Raw genomic sequence first — 26,062 nt, 5'->3', positions numbered from 1 at the left:
TTGACGGAGTCACCCCGAATCGCAAAGACGCGTCTGAACGCGTTTTGCTCTAGGGAACCGTCTTATGAGCCAGGCCGGAAGCCAGGATCGTCTTCGGATCGACAAATGGCTCTGGCACGCACGCGTGGTGAAGACACGCTCCTTGGCCGCGAAACTGGTGGCGGACGGTCATGTCCGCCTCAACGGCACGCGCACGGATAGCCCGGCCAAGGCCGTCAAGGTGGGCGATGTGCTCACCATCGCCCTGGAGCGTACCGTCCGGGTCTATCGCGTTCTCGCCTTAGGCGATCGACGCGGCCCGGCGAGCGAGGCCCAGACGCTCTACGAGGACCTGTCACCCGAGCCGCCGGGCCGGCTGGCGGTGACCTGAGGCCATCGGCAATGCCGGTATAGGCGGCCTTTGCGCGGTTGAGGCAGAATTGGTGTGCCGGTCTGGAGATCGACACACCCGTCCGGGCCCTTATCGATTCGGTCCATAATCCCTATATTCGTGATAGACAGGATGGACTTTGTCCTGCGTGGAGCGAATCGGGCAATGCTGACGAACAAGGGCAAATATGGTCTCAAGGCGCTGGCGCACCTCGCCAGCCTGCCGGCCGGCGAGACGGCGCAAAGCCAGGAAATCGCCGAAGCCAACTGCATTCCCAAGAAGTTTCTCGATGCGATCCTAGGCGAGTTGCGCGTGGCCGGCATCGTACGCTCCAAGAAAGGCAAGGGCGGCGGCTACATGCTGGCGCGCGAAGCCAGCCAGATCAGCGTCGGCAATGCCATCCGGGTTCTCGACGGCCCGCTCGCGCCGATCGCCTGCGCCAGCCACACCGCTTATCAGCCTTGCCTCGACTGCCCGGATGTTCCAGGTTGCACCGTACGCCTTTTGATGCGGCGTGTGCGGGACCTCTCTTCCAACCTGCTCGACAACATGTCGGTGGAAGAGATGCGTCAGGCAGGGGGCGGGGAACAAGAGCTGACCTATTCGATTTGAACTCCCTGCGGCCCTTGAGCCCGAACCGGCACGGCCAAGTGCCGGACGGGTCCATTTGTTGTCATGAATATGGAGAGCATTCATGGAAAAACGTGCGATTGGACGGTCGGATCTGTCGGTTGCTCCGCTTGGCCTGGGTGGCAATGTCTTTGGCTGGAGCGCGGATGAGAAAGCCTCCTTCGCCGTCCTCGATGCTTTCGTCGGGGGTGGTTTCAACCTGATCGACACTGCCGATGTCTATTCATCCTGGGTTCCCGGCAATCAGGGCGGCGAATCCGAGGTCATCATCGGCAAGTGGATGAAGGCTCGCGGCAATCGCGCCGACATCGTGCTCACCACCAAGGTCGGCTCGGAAATGGGGCCGGGCAAGAAGGGCTTGTCGCGCGACTACATCGTCCAGGCGGTGGAGGACTCGCTCAAGCGCCTGCAGACCGACTATATCGACCTCTATCTCTCCCATTGGGAGGATCCGGAGGTCGAACTCGAGGAAACGCTGGGCATCTATGCCGAGCTGGTCAAGGACGGCAAGGTGCGGGTGATCGGTAATTCCAATCATAGCGCCAATACCATGTTCAAGGCGCTGGCGATCAGCACCAAGGAGATGTGGCCGCGTTTCGAGAACCTGCAGACGCAATATAATCTCTATGATCGCTCCGGTTATGAGCGCGAGCTCGAGGCTTTCTGTCTCAAGAACGAGATTGGCGTGACCAGCTATTTCTCACTGGCCAAGGGCTTCCTGTCCGGCAAATATCGCAGCGAAGCCGATTTCGCCAAGAGCAATGCGCGTGGCGGCGACATGGGCACCTACCTCAACGAGCGTGGCCTGCGCATCCTCGCCGCCCTGGACGCGGTGGCCGAGGCCAAGAACGCCACGCCCGCCCAAGTCGCCATTGCCTGGCTGATTGCAAGGCCCGGTATCGTCGCTCCGATCGCCAGCGCCACCAGCGTCGAGCAGCTCTCCGACCTGATCAAGGCGACCGAGCTCAATCTTGGTTCGGCCGAGATCGAGCAGCTCACCAAGGCGAGCGCATAATTTTCCTGTCGCTGTCGAAAGCGAACGGGATGGCGCGTCATTGTCATGCCGGCGCATCATGCGCCGGCGGAGACAGGAGGAACCCATGCAGTTCGCAATTCTGATCTACAGCAGCGAAGAAGCCATGCTGAAGGCGGATCCCGCCAACAAGCAGCAGATCCTGGCAGCCTATCAGGCCTATACGCAGGCGCTCCAGTCGGCCGGTGCCCTCGGCCCCTGGAGCCGCCTGCGCCCAACGGCTTCGGCCACCACCGTGCGCATCGCCGACGGCAAGACCCAGGTGCTCAACGGGCCCTTCGCCGACACGCGCGAGCAGCTCGGCGGCTTCTATATCATCGACGTGCCGGACCTGGATGCCGCGATCGGCTGGGCGGCGCGCTGCCCGAGCGCCGCCATCGGGACCATCGAGGTCCGGCCGATATGGGACCCGAAGGACTATTGAGCGAACGGCCCGAGCCGGTGTCTTCAGCCCCCGCAGCCGAGCTTGCCGAAATCGTGGCGCGACGCAGCTATGGCCGGCTCGTCGCTCTTCTCGCGGCGCGCTCGGGCGACATTGCGGGGGCCGAGGATGCCCTGGCCGACGCCTTTGCTGCGGCCATGGAACATTGGCCGGCGGGCGGCGTGCCCGCCAATCCCGAAGCCTGGCTGCTGACCGCGGCCCGGCGCCGCCAGATCGATGCGGCCCGCCGCGCCAGGCTGCGCGGCGAAAAGGCGGACGAGGTCGGCCGCCATGTCGAGGCCCTCGCCTCGGAGCAGGGCGAGCGGCATGCCGTGCCCGATGAGCGCCTGCGCCTGATGTTCGCCTGCGCCCATCCCTCCCTCGATGCCACCGTGCGTGCGCCCCTGATCCTGCAGGTGATATTGGGGTTCGATGCCGGCGCGATCGCCAGCGCCTTCCTGGTCTCGCCCGTGGCGATGAGCCAGAGACTGGTGCGGGCCAAGGCCAAGATCAAGCAAGCCGGCATCCCCTTCCGCATCCCGGAGCCCGACGAGTTGCCCGGCCGTCTCGACGCGGTGCTGGAGGCCGTTTATGCCGTCTATGCCGAAGGCTGGGCCGATCCGGAAGGGGCTCATGCCCGCGAGCGCAATCTGTCGACGGAGGGTATCTGGCTCGGCCGGCTGCTCGCCTCGCTCCTGCCCGGCGAGCCTGAAGTGCTGGGGCTGCTGGCCCTGATGCTGCACGCCGAAGCGCGGCGGGCGGCGCGCCGCGGCCAGGATGGCGATTATATTCCGCTGGAGCAGCAGGACACCGCGCTCTGGGATGCGGGGCTGATCGAGGAGGCCGAAGCCTTGCTTGCCCGGGCCGGCCAGGTCCGCCAGATCGGCCGCTATCAGCTGGAAGCCGCGCTGCAATCGGCCCATGCCCATCGACGCATCTGCGCGACGACGGACTGGGCCGCGATCGTCATATTGTATGAAGCCCTGGTTCTGCTGACAGCTTCTCCAGTGGCCGCCATCAACCGGGCCGTGGCGCTCGCCCGCCTCATGGGGCCGCAGGCTGGTCTGGCTGCACTTGACGAGGTCGCCGGTGACGGACGCATCGTCGATTACCAGCCCTATTGGGCCGCGCGTGCGGACTTGCTGGTGCGGGCCGCCAGACCGGAGGAGGCCTGCAATGCCTATTTGCGGGCGATCGGCCTGGAGAGCGATCCGGCCATCCGCCACTATCTGCAGGCACGCCTGGCGGATTTGGCGGCGTGACTGCGCGGCGAGGGAGGAGGGCGGATATCGTCGCCCACTCTTGCTCTCTACGTCGCGCAGCCCCTCACCCTCTCCCCGTAGGAACGAGGTGAGGGCGCAACGCAGCCTTGGCGAAGCGGAGCGAGCGGGCAATGCCCACGAAACGCCCTCAGGATTGCTTGGCGAAGGTCTCGTCGAAGGAATAGCCGGCACCGCGCACGGTGCGGATCGGATCGATCTCGCGCGTGCGGTTCATCGCCTTGCGCAGGCGGCCGACATGCACGTCGACCGTGCGCTCGTCGATATAGACGTCGCGGCCCCAGACGCTGTCGAGCAACTGCTCGCGCGCGAAGACGCGTCCCGGTGCCTGCATCAGGAATTCGAGCAGGCGGAACTCGGTCGGGCCGAGGCGGATCTCGCGATTGCCGCGATGGACGCGCTTGGTCTCGCGGTCGAGGGAGATGTCGCCGGCCTTGAGCAGGGAGGCGACGTGATCGGGCTTGGCCCGGCGCAGCAGGGCACGCACGCGGGCCGAGAGCTCGGGCACGGAGAAGGGCTTGACGACATAGTCGTCGGCACCGGTGGCCAGGCCCCGCACGCGTTCGGTTTCCTCGCCGCGCGCCGTGAGCATGATCACCGGCAGGCGCTCGGTTTCCGGCCGCATGCGAATACGCCGGCACAATTCGATGCCGGACAGGCCCGGCAACATCCAGTCGAGCAGAACCAGGTCCGGCACGCTTTCGCGCAGGCGGATCTCGGCGTCGTCTCCGCGTGCGACGCTATCCACCTCATAGCCTTCGGCTTCGAGATTGTAGCGCAGCAGCAGGGTCAGCGCTTCTTCGTCCTCGACGATCAGAACCTTGGGAGGCATGGCCTATCCCTTGTTATTTAGCCGGCACAGGAAGGTCGACGAGATCGGTGCTGTTGTCCGCCTTGGGCCGCTCTCCGGCCGGCGATTCACCGGTCACGAGATAGTGGACCGTCTCGGCGATGTTGGTGGCGTGGTCACCGATGCGCTCGATGTTCTTGGCGCAGAACAGCAGATGGGTGCAGAAGCCGATATTGCGCGGATCTTCCATCATGTAGGTCAGCAATTCGCGGAACAGCGAGGTATACATCGCATCGATCTCGCCGTCCGAGCGCCAGACCGAGAGGGCTTCCTCGACATTGCGCTGGGCGAAGGCGTCGAGCACCTGCTTGAGCTGCTCGAGTACCAGGTCGGCCATGTGGTCGAAACCGCCGAAGAGCTGGGCCGGCTGGGCGTGACTGTGGATGGCCACCACGCGCTTGGCGACATTCTTGCCGAGGTCGCCGATCCGCTCGAGGTCGTTGGCCACCCGCAGGGCCGAGACGATCTCGCGCAGGTCGAGGGCCAACGGCTGGCGCTTGGCGATGATCAGGATGGCTCGGTCCTCGACCTGGCGCTGCAACTTGTCGATCGCGGCGTCGAGATCGATCACCGCTTTGGCGCGCTGGGTGTCGCGCTTGAGCAGGGCTTCGACGCTGTCGGCTACGCTCTTCTCGGCATAGCCACCCATTTCGGCGATCATGTTGCGCAGCTCGCGCAGTTCCTGGTCGAAGGATGTAACGATATGGTCGGACATGCCGCCTCCAAATGAATTCGACGCTGGCCGAGGGATCAGCCGAAGCGGCCGGTGATGTAATCCTGCGTACGGCTGTCGTTCGGGGTGGTGAACATCTTGTTGGTCTGGCCGACTTCGATGAGGTCGCCCAGATAGAAGAAGGCCGTCACATCCGCGCAGCGCGCCGCCTGCTGCATATTGTGCGTGACGATCACGATGGTGAAGTCCCGCTTCAATTCGTCGATCAATTCCTCGATCTTGGCGGTCGAGATCGGATCGAGCGCGGAGGTCGGCTCGTCCAGCAGGACGACTTCGGGCTTCACCGCGATGGTGCGGGCGATGCACAGGCGCTGCTGCTGGCCGCCGGACATGCCGAGGGCCGAAGCGTGCAGGCGGTCCTTGACCTCGTTCCACAAGGCGGCCTTGGTCAGGCACCATTCGACACGCTGGTCCATCTCCGCCTTGGAGATGGATTCATGCAGCCGCACGCCGAAGGCGATGTTGTCGTAGATCGACATCGGGAAGGGCGTGGGCTTCTGGAACACCATGCCGATGCGGGCGCGCAGCACCGCCGGGTCGATCTCCTTGCCGATGACGTTCTGGCCGTCGAGCAGCACGCGGCCCTTGGCGGTCTGCCCCGGATAGAGGTCGTACATGCGGTTGAGCACGCGCAGCAGGGTCGACTTGCCGCAGCCGGAGGGACCGATCATGGCGGTGACCTGCCGGTCGATCATGTCGAGATTGATGGCCTTGAGCGCATGCTTCTCGCCATAATAGAAGTCGAGATTCTCGACCTTGAGCTTCACGGCGGCGGCTGGATCGGCGAGGGGGCGTTCGGCAACCGCGATGGAGGCTTGGGGGGTAGCGGACATGGGAGCACTCATTTCTTGGGAGCGAGCACGAAGCGGGTCAGGATATTGAGCGCCAACACGCCGGCGGTGATGAGGAGGGCGCCGCTCCACGCCACCGAGACGGCCTTGGGATCGGGGTAGGGCGCGAGCTGGTAGATGGCAGCCGGCAAGCTGGCAAAGGCATTGCCGAGATTGAGCGACCAGTTGGAATTGCCGAAGGCCGTGAGCAGCAGCGGTGCGGTCTCGCCGGCGGCGCGGGCCAGGGCCAGCAGGATGCCGGTGACGATACCGGTGCGAGCCGAGCGCCAGGTCACGAAGGTGATGACCTTCCACATCGGCGATCCCAGGGCAAAGGCGGCTTCACGCAGGCTGATCGGCACCAGCGCCAGCATGTCCTCGGTGGTGCGCACGACCACCGGCAGGATGATGATGGCCAGCGCCACCACACCGGCCCAGCCGGAGAACCCGCCCGTCGCCACCACGATCATCTGGTAGACGAACAGGCCGATCAGGATGGACGGCGCCGAGAGCAGGATGTCGTTGATGAAGCGCACCGCATCGGCGAATTTGCTGCCGCGGCCGGCCTCGGCCAGGAAGGTGCCGGCCATGATGCCGATCGGCGCACCGATCAGGAGGGCGAGCAGTACCATGACGAGAGAGCCGACGATGGCATTGCGCAGGCCGCCATCGGCCATGTCCTTGGTGAAGAGGTCCATGGTCAGCGAGGGCAGACCCTCGCGCAGCAGCGTGAACAGGATCCAGGCCAGCGCCAGCAGGGAGATCGCGGCAAAGCTGATCGAGACGACCTTGTAGGCATAGTCGAGGGCGCGGCGGCGGGCGAGACGGGCGCTGCTTTGGGCGAGATGGGCCATGATGCTCTCCCTTACTTGGCGTTGGTGCGCACGAGCATGCGGGAGATCGCAAGCACGATGAAGGAAATCACGAAGAGCACGAAGCCCAGCTCCAGCAGCGACTGGCTGCGCAGCGAGCCGGCCGGCGCGTCCGGGAATTCGTTGGCGATGGTGGAGGCGATGGTCGCGCCCGAGGAGAACAGCGAGGCCGATATTCGGTTGGCGTTGCCGATCACGAAGGTCACCGCCATCGTCTCGCCCAAAGCGCGGCCGAAGCCGAGCATGACGGCGCCGACCAGCGCCGTGCGGCCATAGGGCACCGAGACGTTGCGGAAGACTTCATAGGTGGTGGCACCGACGCCATAGGCCGATTCCTTCAGCATGGCGGGCACCGATTCGAGGATCTCGACGAACATCGCGGTGATGAAGGGAATGATCATCAGGGCCAGGATGATGCCGGCCGTGAGCATGCCGGCGCCGTTGGTGGGGCCCTTGAACAGATAGCCGAGCACCGGCACGTGCGAGAGGACGGAGATGATCGGCGGGTAGATCGTCTGGGCCAGGATCGGCGCCACGATCAGCGACCCCCACATGCCGAAGATGATCGACGGCACGGCCGCCAGGAGCTGGATGGCGATGCCGATCGGCCGCCGCACGCTCTGGGGCGCGATCTCCGTGAGGAAGAAGGCGATGCCGAAGGACATCGGCAAGGCAATGATCAAAGCGAGAATGCCGGTGAACAGCGTGCCGTAGATCATGACGCCGGCGCCGAATTTCTCGGTGACGGGGTTCCAGGCGGTGGACCAGTAGAAGCTCGGCCCGAAATGGGCCAGCGCCGGCCAGCCGCCATAGAAGAGCAGCACGACGATCGAGCAGAGCAGTATCAGCACGAGGGAGCCGCAGCCATAGAGGGCGGCCTTGAAGATGGGATCCAGGTTGGCGCCCGGAACCGTCTTGGCCCCGGGCGAGGGAGAACCCTGCGCGACCTTTGCGGCCGAGTTGGATGCGTCCAGCGAGGAGTCGGCTACGGCGCTCATGGCGATGTTCCAGCCTGTGATTCGATCAGGGACGACGACCCGGCGCAGAACCGCGCCGGGTCGGGGTTTCAGCTTATTCGTAGACGGCCTTGCCGTCGGCAGCCTTCACTTCGCTCTTCCAGGCGGTGCGAACGGTATCGATCACCTCCTTGGGCAGCGGGATGTAGTGCAGCTTCTCGGCCGTCGCGCCGCCATCCTTGTAGGCCCAGTCGAAGAACTTCATGACTTCGGCCGACTGCTTGGCGTCCTTGGGATCCTTCGGCAGCAGGATGAAAGTGGTGGAAACGATCGGCCAGGAGGTTTCTCCGCCGACGTCGATCATCGAGACGGCGAAGTCCTTGGCACCCTTCCAATCGGCCTTGGCGGCTGCGGCCTGGAACGCAGGAACGGTCGGCTTGACGACCTTGCCGTCCTTGTTCTGCAGCTGCGTGGTGGTCAGGCTGTTGTTGGCGGCATAGACATATTCGACATAGCCGATGGCGCCCTGGGTGTTCTTCACGGCGCCGGCGACGCCGTCATTGCCCTTGGCACCCGAACCGGTCGACCACTGCACCGAGGTGGCGGCGCCGATATTGCTCTTCCAGTCGGGGCTCACGGCCGAAAGATAGGACGTGAAGACATAGGTCGTGCCCGAGCCGTCGGCGCGGTAGACCGGGGCGATGTCGAGATCGGGGAGCTTCACATCCTTGTTGAGCTCGGCGATCTTCGGATCGTTCCACTTGGTGATCTTGCCCTGGTAGATGTCGGCGATGATCGCGCCGGTCAGCGTGAGCTGGTCGGCGGACACACCCTCGATGTTCACGATCGGCACGATGGCGCCGATGACGGTCGGGAACTGCAGCAGCTTGGCAGCGGTCAGCTTGTCGGTGGCCATCGGAGCATCGGAAGCGCCGAAATCGACGGTGCGGTTGGTGATCTGGGTCTGGCCGCCGCCCGAACCGATCGCCTGGTAGTTCAGCGCGGTGCCGGTCTTGGCTTTGAAATCGCTACCCCAGGCATTGTAGACCGGGGCGGGGAAGGTGCCACCGGCGCCGGTGATGTCGGCAGCGAAGGCGGCGGTCGCGGCGATCGTGCTGGACAGGGCTACCGAAGCGGCGAGCGCGAGGAAGGAAAGCTTCACGGTCTATCTCCGTTGTTCTCTGGACAGGCGCTACGATCGTTTACCGGTCGGCAACCCTGTCTACGGCGCGACTCCTAACAAGCCGGCAGCAACGGTTCTATGACAGTTAGGCTATCGTTTTATGACAAATAAAACCGTTATAATTCAATTGGTTGATGGTATTCTGTCAACCGCGTCGCAACGGTGGTGACGCGATTGTTAAAACCCGTCGAAACCCTATGACGATGGCTGCAGCCTCGATCGTCATGCCGGATTCGGGGATACCGGCCTGTCCTTGTTCGCGTGCCCGGCGATTTTCGAGGCCAAATCAAAGATTTGGTGAAAATCGCCGAAGGAGCCGGCAGTTCCTGAAAATGCCTCGCTGTGTCAGTCGATCTGGTCGATCCGGACCGAGAAAACCGTGCTTTCACCCGGTACGCTCTCGATGCCCAGGCGGCCGCGGTGGCGCGCCACGATGTGCTTGACGATGGCGAGCCCGAGGCCCGTGCCGCCCTTCTCGCGGGATTTCGCGGCATCCACCCGGTAGAAGCGTTCGGTGAGGCGCGGTACATGCTCCGCCTCGATGCCCGGGCCGTAATCGCGCACCGTCACCACCGCCTCGCGGCCCTTGCCCTGCGGCTTGGGTTGCGAATCGAGGGTAACCTCGACCTTGCCGCCGGACGCGCCATATTTGATGGCATTTTCCACCAGATTCTCGAAGACACGGATCAACTCGTCCCGCTCGCCCCGTACTTCCAGCATCGGGACGCGCTTGTCGACGCTGAGCGTGACGCTGCGGTCCTGGGCGAGGGGCCCGAGCGTATCGGCGACATGGCCGACCACCGCACCGAGCTCGACCGGCTTGTCGGGCTGGACATGGGCATTGAGCTCGATGCGCGAGAGCGACAGGAGATCGTCGATCAGCCGGGACATGCGATTGGCTTGGGACCGCATGATGTCGAGAAATTTTTCGCGTGCAGCCGCGTCGTTGCGGGCCGGACCCTGCAGGGTTTCGACGAAGCCGAGCAGGGAGGCGAGTGGCGTGCGCAGTTCGTGGCTGGCATTGGCGACGAAATCGACCCGCATCTGTTCGACACGGTGGCGCTGGGTGACGTCGCGCAGCACGATCACCACGAAGGCCGTGCGGCCGTTCTCGCCGGCAATGGTGGAGATCTGCGCCTCGATGACGCGATCGATCGGTACGCGTTCGGAATATTCGATCTGCCGGCTGGCCCCGGTGTCGAGGGCCGAGCGGATGGCATCGATCAGTTCCGGCACGCGCAGTGCATAGGTCAGGGCTTCCGAAATGCGCAGATTCGGCACGATGTCGCGGGCGCGGCGGTTGAAATAACGAACGGCAAGCTCCGAATCGAGCACGATGACCGGATCCGGAATGGCCATCACCAGATCGTCGAAGGAAGGCTTGCCGCCACCCTCGGGAAGAGTGGGCTGGATGCTGCCGTCATGCCCGCCGGTTGAGGGAATGGTGCCCGTCGCGGCGACGATCATGGCGAAGATGAGCAATCCATGCCAGGGATTGGCGCTGTCCCACAGCACGAGAGCGGCCAGCAGAACCGCGATCGAGAGCACGAGCCAACGGCGACCCCAGATGCGGTTCAGGATGTTTCGGTTCGAACTCACCGGACCAGCTACACCGCTCCAGGCCAATTTCGTCAAGAGCCAGGAGCGTTCCATCACCATCGACATTGCGGCTTTCCATCCAAAGCGTTTTGCGATTTGACGGATTGGTCTCGAATCGCAAGGACGCGTCCAACCAGAGAGCCAGGGCAAAGGGCGTTTCTACCAGAATGCGCTTTGCTCCAGGCGTTGTGGAAATCGTTCATGCTGGCAATGTAGACAGAGCGATGACAGTTTCACGACGATCGCGCGGATTTGGAGAGGTTCCATGACAAAGAAGGCGGGCAAGCAGACGGATGAAGCGCTCAAGAAGGCGATTGCCGGGTTTCGTCTCGATGATCTCGACCTGCCTCCGGAGATCGACGAGGCAGCTTTCCGGTCGGGCAACTACCCGCACAAGGAAAAGCTGAAGTCCAAGACCTATGAACGGGATCTTCGCGCCTTGCAGATCGAGCTCCTCAAGGCGCAGACCTGGGTCAAGGAGCAGGGCGAGCGCGTGGTGGTGGTGTTCGAGGGGCGGGACACGGCCGGCAAGGGCGGTGCCATCCATCGCTTTACCCAGCATCTGAGTCCTCGGGATGCGCGCGTGGTCGCATTGTCGAAACCCACGCCCACCGAGCAGGGACAGTGGTATTTCCAGCGCTATGTCGGCCAATTGCCGACCAAGGGCGAGATCGCGATCTTCGACCGCTCCTGGTACAATCGCGGTGGCGTCGAGCCGGTGATGGGGTTCTGTACGCCGGAACAGACCGACAAGTTCCTGCACGAGGCGCCGCAATTCGAGGCGATGCTGGTGCGTGACGGCATCCGGCTGTTCAAGCTCTTCCTCACCATCGGCCAGGCCATGCAGCTCAAGCGCCTGCATGCGCGCTATGCGGACCCCCTCAAGCAGTGGAAGCTCTCGCCGATCGACCACCAGGCGGTGGGCAAATGGGACGACTATTCCCAGGCCTATGACCGCATGCTGGCGGCGACCGATACCGTCGACACGCCCTGGACCATCATCAAGGCCAATGACAAGCTGCGCACCCGCCTTGCCGCCATCCGCGCCGTGCTGACGGATCTGCCCTATCCCGACAAGGACGAGAAGCTGGTGGGTGGGCAAGACAGCAAGATCGTTCTGAGCGCGGAGCGTTTTCTCGCCAATGGCGGGGAGGTCTGAGACGCCTGCAACGCGGGTCCGCCGATGACCGGCTCTATCCTCGGATGCCGATCATCTCCACCTCGTGAGGGAGTGCAGGAGACCGGCACACCAATCCTGCCCGCCTGGGGAACCAGGCGCCCGCCCGCACGTTTTCATCGTGGCGGCCGGCCGATCGCGGTTTGGGCGAATGTCGTGCCATGACTTTGCCCGGTGCCCGACCCGTGCCGCCCCGTACAACGCGACGAGGGAGCGCAGCAATGCCACACACGACCGAACAGCGTATTCGAATGAAGGCCTACGAGATCTGGCTGCGCGAAGGCTGTCCGGAAGGCAGCGATCTTCGCCACTGGGAGATGGCCAAGAAGTTCATTGTCGGCGAGGAGGCAAAATCGACGCTGACCTCCCGTTTCTATGACGTGCACGAGCTGAATGAGAAGGGGGAGCCGGAGGAAAAGGCTGTCCCTGCTGTTGCCAAGCCCAAGACCCGCAAACATTGAGCCGTGTCGGCGGCTTGCCGGACATTCGCATTGTCCATCGCCTTTGGGCCTTGCTTCTCTAGCGGCTAGAGGAGTTAGGGTCCCTCCTGCGCCGCGGCATTGGGGTTGCGGCAGTGGCGAGGGGTTAGGATGGGACACGGGCACGCGCACGGGGCGGTCTCGCGCGGAGAGACGGCCGCTGGCCGCCACAAGGGCAGTTTGCTGGCTGCCCTTGCCTTGACCGCGGCCTTCATGGTGGCCGAGGTGGTCGGTGGCTTGTGGACCGGCAGCCTCGCTTTGCTGGCGGATGCCGCGCATATGCTGACCGATGCCGGCGGCCTGGCCCTGGCCCTGATCGCCATCCGTTTCGCCGAACGGCCCGCCACGCCGCAGAAGACCTATGGCTATGTCCGGACGGAGGTCCTGTCTGCGCTGACCAATGCCGTCGTGCTGCTGCTGCTGACCGTCTACATTCTCTATGAGGCCTATGAGCGCTTCCGCAATCCGCCCGAGATCCTTGGCGGCCCGATGCTGGCCGTTGCCGCGACAGGGCTGGTGGTCAACCTGATCAGCATGAAGCTCCTGTCCGGCGGTTCCTCGGAGAGCATCAACGTCAAGGGTGCCTATTTCGAGGTGCTGTCGGACATGCTCGGCTCCCTCGGCGTCATCCTGGCCGCCCTCGTGGTGATGCTGACGGGCTGGACGCTGGTCGACCCCATCATCGGCGCGGGGATCGGCCTGTTCATCGTGCCACGCACCTGGATCCTGCTGAAGCAGGCGGTGCACATCCTGATGGAAGGCACGCCGCCCGAGGTCGATCTCGCGCTGCTCGAGAAGAAGCTGGCCGAAATTCCCGGCGTGGTCGCCGTGCATGATTTGCATGTGTGGACGATCACCTCGGGGCTCGATGCCATGAGCGGCCATCTGGTGCTGGCCGACATGGCGAGGGCGCGCGAGGTGCTGGTGGCGGCGCGTGAACTGGTCGGGCATGAGTTCGGCATCGGCCATGTCACGATCCAGACCGAGGATCAGGCATTGCGTGAGGCCGAAGGCGAAACCAGGCTGTAACGGCTATCCGGATCCGGCAGGCTCAATCGACGGCCGCGCGCCGATGCAGCGAGAAGCCGGTTTCGCCTGGCGTCTCGAGCCCGGCCCGCAGCTGCATGGTCGGGATCAGATAGTCGCCGGCATTCTGGCGCCGGTAGGGGATGGGCGATGTCGATTGCAGCGTTCGCATCCTGTCGCGCAGGCGTTCGGCCAGGGGCTCGAAACCCGCTTCCTTGAGGCCATCGGCGCGATAGGCCACGAAGGGCGGCAACACGTCATAGCCGGGATAATAGAGAATGCCGTGATGGATCGGGAACAGGAGGTCGTCGATCGGGCCATTGATGCCGCGCGGCGTGTAATGCTCTTCCCAGCCTCCGGCCGTCACGATCAGCATCGCGCGCTTGCCGGCCAGGCTTCCCTCGCCATACCGGTCCCCCCAGCGCTGCTCGCTGTGCTCACCCACGCCATAGGCGAAACCATAGGCGAAGACGCGGTCGACCCAGCCCTTGAGGATGGCCGGCATGGTGAACCACCAGAGGGGAAATTGCAGGATGAGGACATCGGCCCAGAGCAATTTCTCGATCTCGGCCTTGACGTCGTCGGTCAACGTGCCGGCCTCGAAGGCCTTCTTGGAGGCTTGCACCGGCATCAGCCTGGCTTCGGCTCCCAGTGCCGGAAAATCGGCCTGGTCGACCTCGGATTTCCAGTTGTCGGCATAGAGGTCGGAGAGGCGAACTTCGTGGCCCTGGGCCTCGAGTTCGGCGATGGCGACGTCGCGGAGCCTTCCGTTGAGCGAGCGGGGTTCGGGGTGTGCGAAGACGAGCAGGACTTTCATGGGTGTTTCCAGGAATGAGAAATCATTCCTCAAAGCTAGGGAAGGTTCCTATAATCCGCTACATCGAGAGAATGCATAATATTGTGCCGGATTATGGATAAATCAGACGTCACTCTGGAGCGCATACGCAGCTTTGTCCGTGTCGCCGAGCGTGGAAACTTCTCGGCGGTCGCGCGCGAACTGAATATCGGCCAGTCCAGTGTCACGCGGCACCTGAGCGAGCTCGAGGATGCGCTGGGCGTGGCTCTTCTCAGTCGCACGACCCGGCGTGTCTCTCTCACCGAGGAGGGCAGCCGTTACTATGCCCATGCCGTCCAGATCCTGCGTCTCGTCGAGCAGGCCGGCGACGAGGCGCGACAGGGGCATGGCGAGCATGCCGGCACGGTGCGCCTGTCCTGCACGGCGGCTCTCGGGGTTCGGCATATTGCCCGCCTGCTCTTCGCCTTCCAGGATCGTCATCCCGACATCAGGGTTGAATTCAGTCTCACGGACGAGCGAATCGATCTCGTCCGAGAAGGCGTCGACCTGGCGCTGCGGCTCGGACCGCTGAGCGAGAGTTCGATGAAGAGGCGGTCGCTGGGCCGAAGCCGGCGGGTCCTCGTGGCAGCGCCGGACTTTCTGGCCCGGCACGGCCGGCCCGAGACTCCGGAGGACCTGGCAGGCCTCGAGGGCATACGCATGTCGAACATCGCGGGCAGCGAGACGCTCGTTCTCGAGGGGCCGGACGGAAGCCGCCATGCCGTGCCCTTCGGCGGTCGCCTGCAGGTCGACCACGGACTTGCGGCGCGCGAAGCGTTTGCTGCCGGCCGCGGTTTCGGCCCGACCCATGTCTGGCTGGTCGACGATCTCCTGGAGCAAGGGCGGCTGGAGCCGATCCTGCCTGACTATGCGCCGCTGCCGACACCTTTGAACATGCTCATCGTGCCCGAACGCGCCGGCATTGCGCGTGTCAGGCTGTTGATCGAATTTCTCGTCGGCGCGATTGCCCGCCTGCCGGGCATCGACGCCAAGGCCCCCTGAGGGCTGTCGCCCTAACGCCATGGCCGTGCGCCTCAGCCGTGCATCGTTCCGGTTCCTTGCGATGGCGAGATAATGCACCTCTGGGTTGCAGGTAATATCAAACCTGTCAAAAGAAGGATGGAGAGACGTTTGCCCGAGCTGATCGATTCGGGACGCGTCGCTGCATTGCCTTCACGCCGGGTGGGGTGAGTGCAGCCAGGCCTCCCAACCCATGAAGCGGCGCCCATGAATCTGGAAGAAAAGCGTCTTGCAGTTACGCGTAGGCTCGTCGGGGAGGTCGCCGACAAGCTTGGGGCGGATCTCAGCCTCGAATTGTGGAACGGCGAAGTTCTGCCGCTCGGGCCTCATGCCAGAGACGATATCCGCTTCGTGTTGCGCTCGCCCGAGGCGATACGCCGGATGTTGACGCGCCCGAGGCTGATGACGCTGTTCGAGCTATACGCCGAACAGGAAGTCGATATCGTCGGCGGAAGTCCCCTCCAGGCGGCGGCACGCTGGAATCACAGCAAGGCACTCGCCACGGGGCGGTCATTCCCCAAAATGAAGTTGTTGGGGTTTGCCACGCCCTTCCTGTTCGGCCGCATGGCCAAGGCAGCCCCGCTGCCCAGCTTCGATGGCTCCGTCCCGATGCACTATGCCAAGGGGCGGGACGACAAGGAACTGATCCAGTTCCACTACGACGTCTCGAACGAGTTCTATCAATTGTTCCTCGATCCCGAGATGGTCTATTCGGCGGCCTATTTCCCCAGCCCGGAAGCCTCGCTCGAAGATGCGCAGCGGACCAAGCTCGACCGTATCTGCCAGAAGCTTCAGCTGAAACCCGGTGACCGATTGCTCGACATCGGTTGCGGCTGGGGCGGGCTGGTCTGCCACGCCGCCAGGCACTACGGCGTCACGGCCTATGGCGTGACCCTGGCGCAGCGCCAGCTGGAATTCTGCCAGGCGAAAATCGAACGGGAGGGGCTGGGAGACAAGGTCAAGGTGGAATTGCGCGATTATCGCAACATCGAGCCATCGGGGCAGTTCGATGCGGTCGCGCAGATCGAGATGTTCGAGCATGTGGGGCTGAAGAATCACGACCGCCATTTCATCCACATGCGTGACCTGATGACCCCCGACGGCCGCTATCTCCATCAGGCCAGCGTGCGGCGTGCCTTGTTCGACATGTCCAAGTTCGGCCGGGAAACGGCCTATATGAGGGTCATCCGTCGCTATATTTTCCCGGGGGGCGAGATGGACCATATCGGCATGACCGCGACCAATCTGGAGCGGCATGGCTTCGAAATCCACGACATCGAGCCGATGCGCATGCATTTTTACCTGACCCTCAAGCGCTGGGTCGACAATCTCTGGGCGAACCGGGAGAGGGCCAGCGCCATGGTCGGCTGGGAACGCACGAGGCTATGGCTGCTCTATTTGTCGATGTGCTGCATCAGTTTCCAGCGCGGCGGTATCAATGTGTTCCAGACCGTGGCAACCCGGCGCATTCATGGTCCATCGATCCTGCCCCTGCGAAGAGCGGAGTGGTTTCAGGAAGTCTGAATGTCCGCTGTCTATCGTAAATTCATCGGCCTGCGAGACATGAAGGCATCGGACTCGGTTCAGGGACCAGGTCCGATGCCGTGGGGACTGTCGCATCGTCGTCTTTGCCAAAAACCGGTGTCCGCCTTTTGGCACGACGCCCTATAGTCTGAAGATGCGCTTGGGCAGCAATTCGCCGCTATCGAGTTCGGCGAGGGCGACCAGCGTGCCGCCGGACATCACCGCCGCCACGCCTTCGAAGACCGGCGCGTCGCGTCCGCGCAGGATCACGCCCTGGCCGCGGGCGAGGCGGCCGGCGTCGTGCTGGGAAACCACCAGGGTCGGCAAGGCCTCGAGGGCGGTTTCGACCGGCAGCAAGGCTTCCGTCAGTGGCGGCAGATCGGTGGCACCTTCCTTCATGGCGCGCAGTTCGTCCGGCGTCACCGCATCCTGCTCGTCGAAGGTGCCGACCACTGCCCGGCGCAGGGCGGTGACATGGCCGTAGCAGCCGAGATCCCGGCCCATGTCGCGGGCAAGCGCCCGGACATAGGTGCCCTTGCCGCACTCCGCCTCGAAGGTGGTGGCCTCGCGGGAATATTCCACGATGCGCAGGGCGTGCACCTCGATGTTGCGGGCCTCGAGCTCGACCTCCTCGCCGTCACGCGCCAGGTCATAGGCGCGCTCGCCATCGATCTTGATGGCGGAAAAACGCGGAGGGACCTGGCTGATCACGCCGGTATAGCGCGGCAGCAGAGCCTCGACCTCGGCCCTTTCAGGCCTGGCGTCGGAGGTTGCCACCGGGCCGCCCTCGGTGTCGTCGGTATTGGTCTCCACGCCCCAGGCCACAGTGAAGCGATAGACCTTGCGGCCGTCCATGACATAGGGGACCGTCTTGGTCGCTTCGCCCAGCGCGATGGGCAGGATGCCGGAGGCCAGGGGATCCAGCGTGCCGGCATGGCCCGCCTTCTTGGCGTTGAACACGCGCTTGACCACCGAGACGCCCTGGGTCGAGGTCATGCCGACGGGCTTGTCGAGGATGATCCAGCCATTGACCTCGACACGGGTAGAACGGGGAGCGCTCATTCCTCGTCCTCCTCCCGGCCCGGCAGCTTTTGCTCGAGATCGCGGCTGACGTCCGGCTGGCGCAGGAGCGTGTCGACCTTGGAGGCGTAGTCGAAGGTCGTATCGATGAGGAAGCGGAAATTGGGGGCGTATTTCATGGTCACCCGCCGGGCGATCAGGCCGCGCAGATATTTGGCATGGGAGGCCAGCGCCTTGATCACGGCCTCGCCGTCCCCGCCGCCCAGCGGCATCACATAGACGGTGGCGACCTTGAGATCGGGCGACATCCTGACCTCGGGCACGGTGATGACCTTGCCTTCGAGCACGGGATCCATGATCTCGCCGCGCTGCAGGATATCGGCGATGGCGTGGCGGATCAGTTCCGCGACACGCAATTGCCGCTGCGACGGGGCTTTGGAAGAGGAGGGGGTAAGACGGGGCATGGTGTTCTTCTGGGAGCGCGGANTCTTTTCTTTTCATGGGCTGGAGCGCTGTCCGAAACAAGAGCGGACAGGATGTCCGCGCTCCATAAAACAGCAATGGCCGGGCTTGCACCCGGCCATTGCGCGACTTTCTGCCGAGATCGATCAGAGCGTACGCTTGATTTCCTCGACGCGGTAGCACTCGATGACATCGCCCGAGCGCATGTCCTGGTAGTTCTCGAAGGCCATGCCGCATTCCTGGCCGACCTGGACTTCCTTGACCTCGTCCTTGAAGCGCTTGAGCGTGGAGAGCTTGCCTTCGTGGATGACGACATTGTCGCGGATGAGGCGGACATTGGCGCCACGCTCGACATGGCCGTCGGTGACGCGGCAACCCGCGACCTTGCCGACCTTCGTGATGTTGAACACCTCGAGGATCTGGGCATTGCCGAGGAACTCTTCGCGCAGGGTCGGCGCCAGCAGACCGGAGAGCACGCCCTTCACGTCATCCACGAGGTTGTAGATGATGTTGTAGTAGCGGATCTCGGTGCCGGTACGCTCGGCCGCCTCGCGGGCTTCCTTGTGCGCACGCACATTGAAGCCGATCACGGCAGCGCCCGAGGCCTCGGCCAAAGTGATGTCCGACTCGGTGATGCCGCCGACACCCGAATGGATGACGCGAGCCTTCACCTCGTCATTGCCCACCTTGTCGAGGGCACCGATGATGGCTTCCAGCGAACCCTGCACGTCGGCCTTGACGACCAGCGGCAGTTCACGGGCACCCGACCCGGCCTTCACCGCCGCCATCATGTCGGCGAGCGTGCCACGACCGGCGCCAAGGCGTGCCGCGGTATTCTCGCGCTTCTGACGCGTGCGATACTCGGTGATCTCTCGGGCTCGCGCTTCGCTCTCGACCACCGCAACGCGGTCACCCGCTTCCGGTGTGCCGTTGAAGCCGAGCACCTCGACCGGCAGGGACGGGCCGGCTTGCGGAAGCGTGGCGCCCAGATCGTTGACCAGAGCGCGCACGCGGCCCCACTCGGCACCGGCGACGACGATGTCACCGACCTTGAGCGTACCGCGCTGCACAAGCACGGTAGCAACCGGACCCCGGCCGCGATCGAGCTTGGCTTCGATCACCGAGCCTTCGGCCGGACGATCGGGATTGGCCTGCAGGTTGAGAATTTCGGCCTGCAGCTGGATCATTTCCAGCAGCTTGTCGAGATTGGTACGCTGCTTGGCCGAAACGTCGACCTCGATGGTTTCGCCGCCCATCGATTCCACCTGGATGTTGTGCTGCAACAGTTCGGTGCGCACGCGTTCCGGCTTGGCATCGGGCTTGTCGATCTTGTTGATCGCCACGATCAGCGGCACCTTGGCGGCGGTCGCGTGATTGATGGCTTCCACCGTCTGCGGCATGACGCCGTCATCGGCCGCCACCACCAGCACTACGATATCCGTCACCTTGGCGCCGCGGGCGCGCATGGCGGTGAAGGCGGCGTGGCCGGGCGTGTCGATGAAGGTGATCTTGCCGCCGAGCGGCGAGGTCACCTGATAGGCGCCGATATGCTGGGTGATGCCGCCGGCTTCGCCGGAGACGACATTGGCCGAACGGATGGCGTCGAGCAACGAGGTCTTGCCGTGGTCGACATGGCCCATGATGGTCACCACCGGTGGGCGCGGCTCCAGATGATCGTCGATGTCGGCTTCGGCGAACAGGCCTTCCTCGACGTCGGCTTCCGAGACGCGCTTGGCGGTATGGCCGAGCTCTTCCACGATCAGCTGTGCGGTATCGCCGTCGATGACGTCGTTGATCTTCTTCATTTCGCCCTGCTTCATCAGCAGGCGAATGACGTCGACCGCGCGTTCCGACATGCGGTTGGCGAGTTCCTGAATGGTGATCGCTTCCGGAATCACCACCTCGCGCATGATCTTTTCCTTGGCCTCGACATGGCGATGGCCGGTCATGCGCTGGGTGCGGCGGCGGAAGGAGGCGACGGAGCGCGTACGCTCGTCCTCGTCCCCGGTCGCACTGGTGACGGTCAGGCGGCCGCGGCCCTTCTGTTCGGTCGTGCGCGGGGTTGCCTCGCGACGCGGCGCGGCGGCATTGCCACGCCCGGCGCTGCCGGGGCCGCGACGAACGCCACGGTTGCCGTCATCGTCATCCGCAACGGCGCGAGCACGAACCGGTCCACCGACATTGCGGCCGGCGGGCGGCGTGATGGCCGGCTCCGAAGGGGTGAAGGCCGTGGCGCCGCGATTGGCACCGAAGCCGCCGGGACGGCGGTCACCGAAGCCGCCACCGCCTTCGCGCGGCGGACCACGACGTTCACCGAAACCGGTGCCGCCCTCGCGCGGCGGACCACGGCGTTCGCCGAAGCCTCCACCCTCACGCGGGGGACCACGGCGCTCGCCAAAGCCCGAACCGCCTTCACGCGGCGGACCGCGGCGTTCACCGGCCGGCCCTGCGCCGCCTTCACGGGGACGCCTGTCACCGAAGCCGGAACCGCCTTCGCGCGGCGGGCGCCGGTCACCGAAACGATCGCCGGAGCCTTCGCGCCGGTCGCCATAGCCGCTCGGCCGGGCCGGTGCGGCCCCTTCGCGGGGCGCAGGTGTGGCTTCGCCAAGATGGCGTCGTGCCTCGGCCTCGCCATGACGGCGGGTTTCTTCCTCGCGGCGATGACGCTCTTCTTCTTCGCGCTTGCGGATTTCGGCGGCCTTGCGCTCTTCCTCACGGCGAGCTTCCTCGGCCGCGCGGCGCACCGCTTCCTCGGCCGCGCGCTTGCGCTCCTCGGCTTCGCGGACACGGGCTTCTGCCAGCACGCGGGTGCGGGCATCCATTTCCTCGCTGGAGAGCGTGCGCAGAACCATGCCGGCACCCGGACGGTTCGGACGCTGCCCCTGGGGGCGGCCTCCCATCGGCTGTCCGGGCCGTCCACCCTGCTGGGGCCCACCGGAACGTCCCGGGGCGGGAGCGGCCGGACGCGGTGCCGGGGGAGCGGCAGCGGCGGGAGCCGCGGGGCGAGGAGCCGCCGGGGGCGCTGCAGCCGGAGCTTGAGCCGCGGGACGCGGGGCCGGTGCTTCTGCCTCCGGGGTCGGAGCCGGAGCGGCAGCCACCGGAGCGGCAGGCTTCTCGACAGCGGCCGGCGCGGGCTGAACCGGCGCGGGCGTCGGGGCCTTGGGCGCTTCCACGGGCGGCGGTGCGGGCGCCGGCTCGGCAGCGCGCGGAGGCGGAGCCGGCTGGGGCACTGCCGCCGCCGGAGGTGCGGCCGGCCGCGGAGGTTGCGCGACGGGGGCGGCCTGGCGCGGGGGCGGCGCGGCAGGCGGCGGTGCGGCAGGCGGTGTAACGGGGCCTGACGGACGGCGCTTCACCGTCTCGACGACGACAGTCTTCGAGCGGCCATGCGAAAAGCTCTGGCGAACCGTATCCGGCGCGCTCGAGGGCCGCTTCAGTGTCAGCGTCTTGGTGGGCGGAACAGTCAGCGTATCGCCCGGGTTTTTCGTATCAGTCATTCCGTGCCAAATCCTGCGGGTCGCCCCGTTTCATTCGAAAGTTCAGCTGACGTCGTCGCCGTCTTGCGACGGGGCGGCATCTTGCGTTGAGGGTTCGTCGTCCGCCTGCAGCGGGGCTTCGGAGGATGGATGTGGTTCAGCCGAAGCCAGTCCGCCATCCTGCCAGAAAGCAAGCGCTGCAACGCGATCCAGGAATCCGGTAACCGCCGGGCCCGCGCAGAGCGCAGCATGTATCACATTTGTCCGCCCTAATGCCAAATCCAAATGGGCAGAATCGAAAATCGTAATGAAGTTTGGTGCATTTTTATCCCAATAGGCCCGTTTGACGGCTTGTGCAAGCTTGCGGCCACCGTCTTCGGCACCGTCACGCGCTTGAATCACGGCCACGAGGCGGCGTGAAACACGTTCGGAGTCGATGGCATCCATCACTTTGGCGAAGCCGGAGAGTACGAGTCCGGCCTTGTTGGCAAAGCTGAGCATGTCGAGGGCCGCCTTGCGCAGGAGCCGCTCGATGACATCGGGTAGATCGGTCGGCACCTCGACCGGGCGTTTGAGCAGGCGGGCGAAGGCCCGCTTGCGCATGGCTTCCTCGACGCTGGCACGGTTGGCGGTGACCCAGACGCCGCGTCCGGGCAGGACGCGCTTGAGATCCGGGGTCAGGGTGCCGTCGGGCGCTGCGACGAGGCGTATCAGCGTATCGACAGGACGCACGAGGCGCGTGGCCGCACACAGGCGCTCGCGCGCCCGGCGGTCATCGTCATCCTCGATGCGTTCTGTCAGCACTATGGGTCATGCTCCATGCTCGGAGAGTGTGGAGGCTTCTTCCTCGGCGGGCTCTTCTTCGGCCGGGGCAGGAGCCTCGACCCAACCTGCCTTGATGCGGGCGGCCATAATGATCGCCTCGGCCTCGTCGCGGCTGAGTTCGAAGGCATCGAGATAGCCGGCATGCTTGGTGGTCTCGCCATCCTTGCGCTCGGTCCAGCCGACGAGATCGTCGGTGGCGCAACCGGCAAGGTCCTCGACCGACTTCACGTCGTTCTCGCCTAGCGCCACCAGCATGGCGGTGGAGACGCCCTCGACCGTCTTCAGTTCGTCTTCCACGCCGAGCGCCTTGCGCTTGGCATCGAATTCTTCCTCGACGGCGGTGAGGTAATCGCGGGCGCGGGTCTGGATCTCCTCGGCCGTCTCCTCGTCGAAGCCTTCGATCGACGATACGTCGGAGGGGTCGACATAGGCGACTTCCTCGACGGTGCGGAAACCTTCGGAGGCAAGCAGCTGGCCGACGACCTCGTCGACGTTCAGGGCGGTCATGAAGGTCTGGGTGCGCTGCACGAATTCCTTCTGGCGGCGCTCGCTTTCCTCGGCCTCGGTGAGGATGTCGATGTCCCAGCCGGTGAGCTGGGAGGCGAGGCGCACGTTCTGGCCGCGGCGGCCGATGGCCAGCGACAGCTGGGCCTCGGGCACGACGACTTCGATCTTCTCGGAATCCTCGTCCAGCACCACCTTCGACACTTCGGCCGGCTGCAGCGCGTTGACGATGAAGGTGGCCACATCAGGCGACCAGGGGATGATGTCGATCTTCTCGCCCTGCAGTTCGCCGACCACCGCCTGCACACGCGAGCCGCGCATGCCGACGCAGGCGCCGACCGGATCGATGGAGGAATCGCGCGAGATCACGGCGATCTTGGCGCGCGAACCGGGATCACGGGCGACGGCCTTCACCTCGATCACGCCGTCATAGATCTCCGGCACTTCCTGCTCGAAGAGCTTGGACATGAACTGGGGATGGGTGCGCGACAGGAAGACCTGCGGACCGCGCTGCTCGCGGCGCACGTCGAAGAGATAGGCGCGGATACGGTCGCCGGGGCGGAAGACTTCGCGCGGCAGCAACTCATCGCGGCGCACCACGGCTTCGCCGCGGCCGAGATCGACGACGACATTGCCATATTCCACGCGCTTGACCAGGCCGTTCACCACGGTGCCGACGCGATCCTTGAATTCGTCGAACTGGCGGTCACGCTCGGCCTCGCGCACCTTCTGCACGATGACCTGCTTGGCCGACTGGGCGGCGATGCGGCCAAAATCGAAGGGCGGCAGGGTTTCGGCGATCCAGTCGTCGACCTGCGCGGCCGGGTTCTTCCGGCGGGCGTCTTCGAGCAGGATCTGGACGGCGTCGTTCTCGATCTGGTCGACCACCTGCAGCAGCCGCGACAGGCGGATCTCGCCGGTCTTGGGATTGATCTCGGCCCGGACTTCCGTCTCCTGGCCGTAGCGCGAGCGGGCGGCCTTCTGAATCGCGTCTTCCATCGCGGCGAGCACGATCTGACGATCGATCACCTTCTCGCGGGCGACGGCGTCGGCAATCTGCAACAGTTCCAGGCGGTTCGCGCTGACGGCCATGATTCTTTCCTCTCAGCGGGTTTTTGGTTGTCTATGCGGCTGCTTGGACGGCGATTCCGTATCGGAGCTGTCGTCCGATTCCAGCTCGGCGGCTTCCTGAGCCTCGAGTTGTGCGGCCAGCGCCTTGGAAGCAGCCTTGGCCCGGCGCAGCGATTCCGTCACCAGCGCGTCGGTCAGAATGAGATGGGCTTCGCTCATCTCATCGACCTTCAATTCCACGTCGGTGGCCTCACCGGGGCCGGCATCGATACGGCGGATCCTGGCCTTGTTGCCTTCGGCGCCCAGCAGGATGCCCCGGAACCGGCGGCGGCCGGCCACGATCAGGGTCATCTCGATCTTGGCCTCGTGCCCGGCCCAGCGCTGGAAGTCGCTGACGCGCACCAGCGGGCGGTCGATCCCCGGCGAGGAGACCTCCAGGTGATAGGCCTTGCCGATCGGATCGTCGACGTCGAGGACGGGCGAGAGCGTCTTGGAGATCAGCTCGCAATCCTCCACCGTCATGGTGCCGTCGGGGCGTTCGGCCATGATCTGCACGGTGCCGCCGTTATTACCGTTGAGGCGCACCCGCACGAGACGGAAGCCGAGCGGCAGGATGGTGCGCTCGGTGATTTCTGCCACGCGCGCGGCAACGCCCGTCTCGGTGAGACGGCGCGGTTCGTTCAACGCGTCGGCCGACGAATCGGCCTGGCTGACAATGGCTTCGGGTTCGGTCACGCAACCCTCGAAACAAAAAGAGCGGGTCCCGGGTGGGGCCCACTCTCAAAACCAATGATCCAGAGGACCATCTATGAGATGTCTCATCGAGACAGGCGCAATATAGGGATTTTTTGCCGTCATGCAAGGAAGGATTTGTTCACCTTGTTGATGAGCGACGCGCAAAGCCCATTTCAGGGGACAATTCCAGCCGCCTCGGCCGCTTGAGCGACGCTGAACCTGCGCCATTGCCCGGCCTGGACGACATGCATGGTGTCGTGCCGAGCCTGGAAGAGCGAAGGAGCGTTCTCCCGGTCGAAGGCGATGCCGGCGATTTCTTCCGTCAGCACTTCCGCGCCATCGGTTCCCAAGCGCAGCAGGACGAGGTCGGTGGCCTTGCCATATCCACCCACGAGCATGGCCAGGGAGCCATCCACCGCAACCGCGCCGGCGCCATGGATCGGTGTCGGCCATTGGCGGCATTGCCTGGTTTCGTCGATCCGCATGATTGGAAAGTCGGAGTAGTAGTAAGCCCAAACCTGGTTGCCGCTGACATTGAGGGCGTAGCAGTCGTCGATGACGGAGCCCGTACCCTCCCAGGAATAGGACCAGGACGGACGGCCCTGGCAATCGAAACGCCGCAAGCCGGGGGCGCCGATCGGCTCGGGCCCGCCGGCATTGCCCCATCCCAGATTGCCGTAGACGCCCTCATCGAAATAGCCGCACCAGATGCCGCCATCCGTGTCGCATTGCAGATGCTGAATGCCGTCGCCGAGGCAGAAGCGGCTGACGAGCGTGCCATCGGCCGCAAGGTGGCGGGCATTGTCATGTCCGACCGGGCATCGCGCACCAGCAACGATCCAGCTGTCATCGGGAAACTGGTCGACAAGGAGAAACCAGTCCTCCAGGGCAAATTCCGCCGTTTTGCCCCGTGCCTTGCCGTCGAAGCTGAACAAGCGTGCCCGCACCCCGGCCGGCAAGGGCTTGCGGGCTCGAAACAGCGCCGCGACATCGCAATCGGCCTGCAGCATGGCGAGCGCCCCCGCCTGCGTTACGGCCTGGCTGATGTCGAACCAGCCGTTTTCCGGGGAAGGCAGGGGAATCGACAGGCCCTGCATTGTTCTGGATTGGACTGCCATGGCACCGAACGCAGGAATTGGGGAAGGGGATCCGCA

At 64.7% G+C, this 26,062-nt stretch carries 25 protein-coding genes; 10 read left to right on the top strand and 15 right to left on the bottom strand.

Annotated elements, in window-relative coordinates; genetic code table 11:
* Positions 1–64 precede the first annotated feature (64 nt).
* The 5 genes from ACTJKX_RS19635 (at position 65) to ACTJKX_RS19615 (ending at position 3,716) form a co-directional block, all read left to right on the top strand.
* A complete protein-coding gene (locus ACTJKX_RS19635) occupies positions 65–370 on the top strand; it encodes an RNA-binding S4 domain-containing protein (RefSeq protein ID WP_367625305.1) in 306 nt (101 codons plus the stop codon).
* Positions 371–535: 165 nt separating this feature from the next.
* Positions 536–982, top strand: a complete 447-nt coding sequence (locus ACTJKX_RS19630) for an RrF2 family transcriptional regulator (RefSeq protein WP_440726213.1) — start codon at positions 536–538, stop codon at positions 980–982.
* Positions 983–1,064: 82 nt separating this feature from the next.
* Complete coding sequence (locus tag ACTJKX_RS19625; protein WP_311944219.1) at positions 1,065–2,015, top strand: aldo/keto reductase; 951 nt, start codon at positions 1,065–1,067, stop codon at positions 2,013–2,015.
* Positions 2,016–2,100: 85 nt separating this feature from the next.
* On the top strand, positions 2,101–2,457 hold the full coding sequence (locus ACTJKX_RS19620) for a YciI family protein (RefSeq protein WP_311944220.1): 357 nt from the start codon (positions 2,101–2,103) through the stop codon (positions 2,455–2,457).
* Positions 2,454–3,716, top strand: a complete 1,263-nt coding sequence (locus ACTJKX_RS19615) for an RNA polymerase sigma factor (protein WP_440726212.1) — start codon at positions 2,454–2,456, stop codon at positions 3,714–3,716. Before ACTJKX_RS19620 ends, ACTJKX_RS19615 begins: the two co-directional genes overlap by 4 nt.
* Before the next feature lie 148 nt (positions 3,717–3,864).
* On the opposite strand, the gene phoB is transcribed toward ACTJKX_RS19615, so the two are convergent.
* The 7 genes from phoB to ACTJKX_RS19580 all read right to left on the bottom strand — a co-directional run bounded on the left by phoB (position 3,865) and on the right by ACTJKX_RS19580 (position 10,823).
* Complete coding sequence (gene phoB, locus ACTJKX_RS19610) at positions 3,865–4,566, bottom strand: phosphate regulon transcriptional regulator PhoB (RefSeq protein ID WP_068299173.1); 702 nt, start codon at positions 4,564–4,566, stop codon at positions 3,865–3,867.
* A 13-nt stretch (positions 4,567–4,579) separates the two neighbouring features.
* Entirely contained in the window at positions 4,580–5,299 is a 720-nt protein-coding gene (gene phoU / locus ACTJKX_RS19605; protein ID WP_068299159.1) for a phosphate signaling complex protein PhoU, read from the bottom strand.
* Between the two features lie 35 nt (positions 5,300–5,334).
* Positions 5,335–6,162 (bottom strand): phosphate ABC transporter ATP-binding protein PstB, encoded by an 828-nt coding sequence (gene pstB / locus ACTJKX_RS19600; protein ID WP_311944223.1) that lies wholly within the window; start codon positions 6,160–6,162, stop codon positions 5,335–5,337.
* Entirely contained in the window at positions 6,159–7,001 is an 843-nt protein-coding gene (gene pstA / locus ACTJKX_RS19595) for a phosphate ABC transporter permease PstA (protein ID WP_311944224.1), read from the bottom strand. Before pstA ends, pstB begins: the two co-directional genes overlap by 4 nt.
* 11 nt (positions 7,002–7,012) lie before the next feature.
* Positions 7,013–8,017 carry a phosphate ABC transporter permease subunit PstC gene (pstC, locus tag ACTJKX_RS19590; RefSeq protein ID WP_311944225.1) on the bottom strand — a complete coding sequence of 335 codons (1,005 nt, stop codon included), beginning with the start codon at positions 8,015–8,017 and terminating at the stop codon, positions 7,013–7,015.
* 73 nt (positions 8,018–8,090) lie between these two features.
* Positions 8,091–9,137, bottom strand: coding sequence for a phosphate ABC transporter substrate-binding protein PstS (pstS, locus tag ACTJKX_RS19585; RefSeq protein WP_311944226.1), 1,047 nt, complete (start codon positions 9,135–9,137; stop codon positions 8,091–8,093).
* 366 nt (positions 9,138–9,503) lie between these two features.
* Positions 9,504–10,823 (bottom strand): ATP-binding protein, encoded by a 1,320-nt coding sequence (locus tag ACTJKX_RS19580; protein ID WP_311944227.1) that lies wholly within the window; start codon positions 10,821–10,823, stop codon positions 9,504–9,506.
* Between the two features lie 199 nt (positions 10,824–11,022).
* Between ACTJKX_RS19580 and ppk2 the strand changes: the two genes are divergently transcribed.
* The 3 genes from ppk2 to ACTJKX_RS19565 all read left to right on the top strand — a co-directional run bounded on the left by ppk2 (position 11,023) and on the right by ACTJKX_RS19565 (position 13,442).
* Positions 11,023–11,916 (top strand): polyphosphate kinase 2, encoded by an 894-nt coding sequence (gene ppk2 / locus ACTJKX_RS19575; RefSeq protein WP_367625303.1) that lies wholly within the window; start codon positions 11,023–11,025, stop codon positions 11,914–11,916.
* Between the two features lie 239 nt (positions 11,917–12,155).
* Complete coding sequence (locus tag ACTJKX_RS19570; protein WP_311944229.1) at positions 12,156–12,395, top strand: DUF2934 domain-containing protein; 240 nt, start codon at positions 12,156–12,158, stop codon at positions 12,393–12,395.
* Between the two features lie 129 nt (positions 12,396–12,524).
* On the top strand, positions 12,525–13,442 hold the full coding sequence (locus ACTJKX_RS19565) for a cation diffusion facilitator family transporter (RefSeq protein ID WP_311944231.1): 918 nt from the start codon (positions 12,525–12,527) through the stop codon (positions 13,440–13,442).
* Between the two features lie 22 nt (positions 13,443–13,464).
* On the opposite strand, the gene ACTJKX_RS19560 is transcribed toward ACTJKX_RS19565, so the two are convergent.
* A complete protein-coding gene (locus tag ACTJKX_RS19560) occupies positions 13,465–14,256 on the bottom strand; it encodes an NAD(P)H-dependent oxidoreductase (protein WP_440726211.1) in 792 nt (263 codons plus the stop codon).
* A gap of 93 nt (positions 14,257–14,349) precedes the next feature.
* On the opposite strand from ACTJKX_RS19560, the gene ACTJKX_RS19555 reads away from it, so the two are divergent.
* Together ACTJKX_RS19555 and ACTJKX_RS19550 are read left to right on the top strand one after the other, a co-directional pair.
* Entirely contained in the window at positions 14,350–15,276 is a 927-nt protein-coding gene (locus tag ACTJKX_RS19555) for a LysR family transcriptional regulator (protein WP_440726210.1), read from the top strand.
* A gap of 225 nt (positions 15,277–15,501) precedes the next feature.
* On the top strand, positions 15,502–16,818 hold the full coding sequence (locus tag ACTJKX_RS19550) for a class I SAM-dependent methyltransferase (protein WP_394313824.1): 1,317 nt from the start codon (positions 15,502–15,504) through the stop codon (positions 16,816–16,818).
* A 141-nt stretch (positions 16,819–16,959) separates the two neighbouring features.
* Here the strand turns inward: ACTJKX_RS19550 and truB are convergent, their stop codons facing one another.
* From truB to ACTJKX_RS19515, 7 genes are all read right to left on the bottom strand, one after another.
* Positions 16,960–17,880 (bottom strand): tRNA pseudouridine(55) synthase TruB, encoded by a 921-nt coding sequence (gene truB / locus ACTJKX_RS19545; protein WP_440726209.1) that lies wholly within the window; start codon positions 17,878–17,880, stop codon positions 16,960–16,962.
* Complete coding sequence (gene rbfA / locus ACTJKX_RS19540; RefSeq protein ID WP_440726208.1) at positions 17,877–18,302, bottom strand: 30S ribosome-binding factor RbfA; 426 nt, start codon at positions 18,300–18,302, stop codon at positions 17,877–17,879. Before rbfA ends, truB begins: the two co-directional genes overlap by 4 nt.
* A 144-nt stretch (positions 18,303–18,446) precedes the next feature.
* Positions 18,447–21,794, bottom strand: coding sequence for a translation initiation factor IF-2 (infB, locus tag ACTJKX_RS19535; RefSeq protein WP_440726207.1), 3,348 nt, complete (start codon positions 21,792–21,794; stop codon positions 18,447–18,449).
* A 42-nt stretch (positions 21,795–21,836) separates the two neighbouring features.
* On the bottom strand, positions 21,837–22,577 hold the full coding sequence (locus ACTJKX_RS19530) for an RNA-binding protein (RefSeq protein ID WP_367625298.1): 741 nt from the start codon (positions 22,575–22,577) through the stop codon (positions 21,837–21,839).
* A 6-nt stretch (positions 22,578–22,583) separates the two neighbouring features.
* Positions 22,584–24,194 carry a transcription termination factor NusA gene (gene nusA, locus ACTJKX_RS19525; RefSeq protein ID WP_311941008.1) on the bottom strand — a complete coding sequence of 537 codons (1,611 nt, stop codon included), beginning with the start codon at positions 24,192–24,194 and terminating at the stop codon, positions 22,584–22,586.
* A 12-nt stretch (positions 24,195–24,206) separates the two neighbouring features.
* Positions 24,207–24,908, bottom strand: coding sequence for a ribosome maturation factor RimP (rimP, locus tag ACTJKX_RS19520; RefSeq protein ID WP_440726206.1), 702 nt, complete (start codon positions 24,906–24,908; stop codon positions 24,207–24,209).
* 173 nt (positions 24,909–25,081) lie between these two features.
* Positions 25,082–26,026: a hypothetical protein gene (locus tag ACTJKX_RS19515; protein ID WP_440726205.1), complete on the bottom strand. Its 945-nt coding sequence runs from the start codon at positions 26,024–26,026 to the stop codon at positions 25,082–25,084.
* Between the last annotated feature and the right edge of the window lie 36 nt (positions 26,027–26,062).

It is taken from the genome of Labrys sp. 22185, assembly GCF_052045555.1.
In the GTDB taxonomy this organism is placed as follows: domain Bacteria; phylum Pseudomonadota; class Alphaproteobacteria; order Rhizobiales; family Labraceae; genus Labrys; species Labrys neptuniae.
Note: the sequence above shows the minus strand (reverse complement) of the source record. Positions and strands in the feature narration are given on the sequence as shown.

Coding starts and splice junctions, on each gene's coding strand:
- ACTJKX_RS19635 (WP_367625305.1), top strand. CDS start 65: ATGAGCCAGGCCGGAAGCCAGGATCGTCTTCGGATCGACAAATGGCTC.
- ACTJKX_RS19630 (WP_440726213.1), top strand. CDS start 536: ATGCTGACGAACAAGGGCAAATATGGTCTCAAGGCGCTGGCGCACCTC.
- ACTJKX_RS19625 (WP_311944219.1), top strand. CDS start 1,065: ATGGAAAAACGTGCGATTGGACGGTCGGATCTGTCGGTTGCTCCGCTT.
- ACTJKX_RS19620 (WP_311944220.1), top strand. CDS start 2,101: ATGCAGTTCGCAATTCTGATCTACAGCAGCGAAGAAGCCATGCTGAAG.
- phoB (WP_068299173.1), bottom strand. CDS start 4,566: ATGCCTCCCAAGGTTCTGATCGTCGAGGACGAAGAAGCGCTGACCCTG.
- phoU (WP_068299159.1), bottom strand. CDS start 5,299: ATGTCCGACCATATCGTTACATCCTTCGACCAGGAACTGCGCGAGCTG.
- pstB (WP_311944223.1), bottom strand. CDS start 6,162: ATGAGTGCTCCCATGTCCGCTACCCCCCAAGCCTCCATCGCGGTTGCC.
- pstA (WP_311944224.1), bottom strand. CDS start 7,001: ATGGCCCATCTCGCCCAAAGCAGCGCCCGTCTCGCCCGCCGCCGCGCC.
- pstC (WP_311944225.1), bottom strand. CDS start 8,017: ATGAGCGCCGTAGCCGACTCCTCGCTGGACGCATCCAACTCGGCCGCA.
- ACTJKX_RS19580 (WP_311944227.1), bottom strand. CDS start 10,823: ATGTCGATGGTGATGGAACGCTCCTGGCTCTTGACGAAATTGGCCTGG.
- ppk2 (WP_367625303.1), top strand. CDS start 11,023: ATGACAAAGAAGGCGGGCAAGCAGACGGATGAAGCGCTCAAGAAGGCG.
- ACTJKX_RS19570 (WP_311944229.1), top strand. CDS start 12,156: ATGCCACACACGACCGAACAGCGTATTCGAATGAAGGCCTACGAGATC.
- ACTJKX_RS19565 (WP_311944231.1), top strand. CDS start 12,525: ATGGGACACGGGCACGCGCACGGGGCGGTCTCGCGCGGAGAGACGGCC.
- ACTJKX_RS19560 (WP_440726211.1), bottom strand. CDS start 14,256: ATGAAAGTCCTGCTCGTCTTCGCACACCCCGAACCCCGCTCGCTCAAC.
- ACTJKX_RS19555 (WP_440726210.1), top strand. CDS start 14,350: ATGGATAAATCAGACGTCACTCTGGAGCGCATACGCAGCTTTGTCCGT.
- ACTJKX_RS19550 (WP_394313824.1), top strand. CDS start 15,502: ATGAATCTGGAAGAAAAGCGTCTTGCAGTTACGCGTAGGCTCGTCGGG.
- truB (WP_440726209.1), bottom strand. CDS start 17,880: ATGAGCGCTCCCCGTTCTACCCGTGTCGAGGTCAATGGCTGGATCATC.
- rbfA (WP_440726208.1), bottom strand. CDS start 18,302: ATGCCCCGTCTTACCCCCTCCTCTTCCAAAGCCCCGTCGCAGCGGCAA.
- infB (WP_440726207.1), bottom strand. CDS start 21,794: ATGACTGATACGAAAAACCCGGGCGATACGCTGACTGTTCCGCCCACC.
- nusA (WP_311941008.1), bottom strand. CDS start 24,194: ATGGCCGTCAGCGCGAACCGCCTGGAACTGTTGCAGATTGCCGACGCC.
- ACTJKX_RS19515 (WP_440726205.1), bottom strand. CDS start 26,026: ATGGCAGTCCAATCCAGAACAATGCAGGGCCTGTCGATTCCCCTGCCT.